The organism is Pseudomonadota bacterium, from assembly GCA_010028905.1.
Lineage (GTDB): Bacteria > Vulcanimicrobiota > Xenobia > RGZZ01 > RGZZ01 > RGZZ01.
On sequence record RGZZ01000636.1, the window covers coordinates 1 to 2,390 of the forward strand.

At 67.0% G+C, this 2,390-nt stretch carries 4 protein-coding genes; 1 reads left to right on the plus strand and 3 read right to left on the minus strand.

Translation table 11 applies throughout. The features are described from left to right. Window positions 1–309: PilZ domain-containing protein (locus EB084_23800; protein NDD31286.1), on the plus strand; the 309-nt coding region annotated here is incomplete at its 5' end. 205 nt (window positions 310–514) lie between these two features. On the opposite strand, the gene EB084_23805 is transcribed toward EB084_23800, so the two are convergent. Genes EB084_23805 through EB084_23815 form a run of 3 tightly spaced genes read right to left on the minus strand, consistent with a single transcriptional unit; the run spans window position 515 to window position 2,382 of the window. Continuing rightward, a complete protein-coding gene (locus EB084_23805) occupies window positions 515–748 on the minus strand; it encodes a hypothetical protein (GenBank protein ID NDD31287.1) in 234 nt (77 codons plus the stop codon). 40 nt (window positions 749–788) lie between these two features. Then, window positions 789–1,211 (minus strand): anti-sigma factor antagonist, encoded by a 423-nt coding sequence (locus EB084_23810; protein ID NDD31288.1) that lies wholly within the window; start codon window positions 1,209–1,211, stop codon window positions 789–791. After that, on the minus strand, window positions 1,135–2,382 hold the full coding sequence (locus EB084_23815) for a hypothetical protein (GenBank protein ID NDD31289.1): 1,248 nt from the start codon (window positions 2,380–2,382) through the stop codon (window positions 1,135–1,137). Before EB084_23815 ends, EB084_23810 begins: the two co-directional genes overlap by 77 nt. Between the last annotated feature and the right edge of the window lie 8 nt (window positions 2,383–2,390).

Genomic DNA, 2,390 nt, shown 5'->3' on the forward strand with positions numbered 1-2,390 from the left:
CGCTATGCCGGCGACGTTCGAGGCAGCTTGATGACGCCGGACTGTCACACCTATGAGGTGGCCGTGCGTGATATCTCGGTGGGGGGGGCGCTCGTTCTCATGGCGCGGCCCGTTGAGCGCAACACCGAGGTTGCGCTGAAGTTCACGCTTCCCCACACGTCCTCGCCCATCACCTGCCAAGGAACCGTGGTGCGCTGCACGCGGGTTCGCGGAGGCGCCCATGAGCTGGGCATCGCCTTCACGGGCCAGAACACCGAGCATCGAGGCGCCCTGGTCGATCGCTTGTCGCTGCTCCTGCAATCGAAGTGAGATCGGTGCGTGTCGCCACTGGCAGGACGGGGTAACATGCTTGCGAGGTGGTAGTGCAGCGAGGGGTGTCTCTCGCGTCGGTGGGCGGGCTTCGCGTGTGCGAGGTCCAGGTGAGGGTCCGTGCGTGTCGCGACGCGCGGACCCTCTTCTCGTTCCAGCCTCTGGTAGACGTGCCCGGGGATCGTGCCCTGAGGCTGGGCGGCGGTCAGCTGCTGGTGAGGGTTCCGAACACGTCGCGCAGCGAGTCGAGCATGGCGCCCAGCTCCTCACGAACCTCCGCACTCGGGGTACGCTCGTCGAACAGCGCCGTGGCACCGATATCGATGGGTTCCCGAGCGTCGTCGGAGTTGTCGTAGAACGTCACGGTGACCTCGACAACACAGTCGCGTCCGAGAATGGCGCGAATCTCTTCGAGGGTTTCCGGATCGAGCTGCATCATGTGCGCGGGGCTCCTTGCGTGGTGCGAGATTGCAGTTGGGTCAGTTCGCCGTCAGCGCCTGCAGCGCCTCGTCGTTGTCGCGCGCGAGGTTGAAGACCTCGAGCAGCCCGGCGACCTCGAAGACCTCGTGGACATAGGGCTGCACGGCGGTGACGAACAGCGGGCGGCTGTCGTGCTTCAAAGCGCGGGCACAGCTCACCAGAACGCGGAGACCGGCGCTGCTCACATAGTCGACGCCTCTGAGGCAGACGACAAGCGCGCGGGTCTCCCCTTCGATGATGGGCTTCAGGGCTGTCTCAAGCAGAGGGGCCGTCGTGATGTCGAGGCGGCCGCTCACGTTCACCATGGCCACGTCGCCGTGAACCTCGGTCTGCATCTCCATGGGGTCAGCTGTCTCCCGCGCTTCTGGATTTGAACATGTCGAGGCGGTTGAGGCCTTGCCAGCGCACGTAGCACAGGTCATCGACACTGTGGCGGGCCAGCGTCAGACCCTTCCCACCGATTGGCGTCTCGAGGGCCTCGTCTCCTGCTCGTGGGTTCGCAGCAGCGGCCTTCGCCTGCCGGGTCGGGTCGAATCGAATGCCGTTGTCTTCGAGGCGCACGCCCACGCCGTCGAAGCGGTTCACCACCGTGACCTCGATCGACGTGGCGCTGCGCCCGTGCTCGATGACGTTGACGAGGAGCTCTTCCACCGCCAGCCGCAGGCGCAGGCGGTCGGCGGGGGGCAGGTCACACCCGTCGATGCGCGCGAGCACCGGCTCTACGGCGTCGACGCGCGGCGCGACACGCAGCACGGTCGATGGGCCGCGGTAGCGAACCACGGCCACGGTGGCGTCGTCTTCCTCGAAGTCTGCGTCCCCGGTCTGGCTCAGTGCGAGCAGTCGCTCGACCAGATCTCTGGCCGAGATACCCGCGCCCGCGTCGCGCACCTCACGTAGCACGCCGTCGAGACCGACGAACCGAGATTCCTGGCCGGGGGCCTCGGTGACCCCGTCGCTCACGAGCACCACGGTGCTGCCGGGGCGCAGGGTGATCTCGTCGTCGCGGTATTGCGCGTCATCGACCGCGCCCAATGAGGGCTGCGCAGGCGTGCGCACGATCTCGCCATCGATGATGGGCGCGGGGTGGCCGGCATTGCAGTACACCAGGCGCCCGTCATCGAGGTGAACGATGCCGTAGAACAGGGTGGTGAGAGGAACATCGTACGCCACCGTGGTGGCCAGGTGGTTGAGGTGCGCGATGCACTGGCTCGGGCGCTCGTACAGCGCCGCGAGGCTGCGCAGGGCCGTGACGGTCTGCACCATGAGCAGGGCCGCCCCCATGCCTTTGCCGCAGGTGTCTCCCAGGGCGAAGGCGACGCGGTTTCCGGGCAGCGCGAAGAGATCGTAGAGATCGCCCCCAACCTGACGTGCAGAGATGCTCTGGGCAGATGCCTCGATCCCGGGCGGAACCATGTCGAGACGGGGCAGCATCGACGACTGCGCCTCAGATGCGAGGGCGATATCGCGCTCGGCGCGCTCACGTTCGACCGCGGCCTCCTGCAGTGCTTGATAGCGCGTGTCGAGCTCGGTCATCAGCGTGTTGAACGCCTCTCCCAGCTCGGTGAGCTCGCCCCGGCTCTCCTGCACGGTCACGCGCGCGT